The sequence below is a fragment of the Helicobacter sp. T3_23-1059 genome (assembly GCF_053654515.1).
In genome coordinates, this window is the sequence record NZ_JBSIUV010000239.1 from 1 (window position 1) to 416 (window position 416).

At 37.7% G+C, this 416-nt stretch carries 1 protein-coding gene; it reads left to right on the top strand.

Features of this window, described 5'->3' with window-relative positions; translation table 11 throughout:
• Positions 1-23 precede the first annotated feature (23 nt).
• Entirely contained in the window at positions 24-338 is a 315-nt protein-coding gene (locus ACWIX0_RS14240) for a hypothetical protein (protein ID WP_454174624.1), read from the top strand.
• Positions 339-416 lie beyond the last annotated feature (78 nt).

Consider the following 416-nt stretch of genomic DNA (forward strand, 5'->3'; position numbering starts at 1 on the left):
AAATCTAACACAAAGGACAAAAAATGACAAGTATTTTTGAATGCAGAAAATGTCGCAACAAAATCGAAAAAGAAGTTTATTTTGAATATGGCAGTGATATTCCACTCCCACTTGATTTGTCTTGCTATATTTGCGGAAATCATAATTTTTTGGACGGCAATACACATCAAACAGCCGATAAAAACCTCACAAACAAAGACGATTCTAACAAAAAAGACAACCTAACGCCCGAGCAAGCCAAGCAAGAACAAGAAAAAGAAAAGCAAGAAGCCTTAAAACAAGCCGAGCAAGAGAGGCTTTTAGCACAATGTAGCACCCCCCCCCAAGCACAGATTTAGTAGCAATCAAACGCGTTTTAGAATCGCTAAATGCCTTGCAAGCTAAACTTTTATCTACCTAAAACCTCTTGCAAGCAA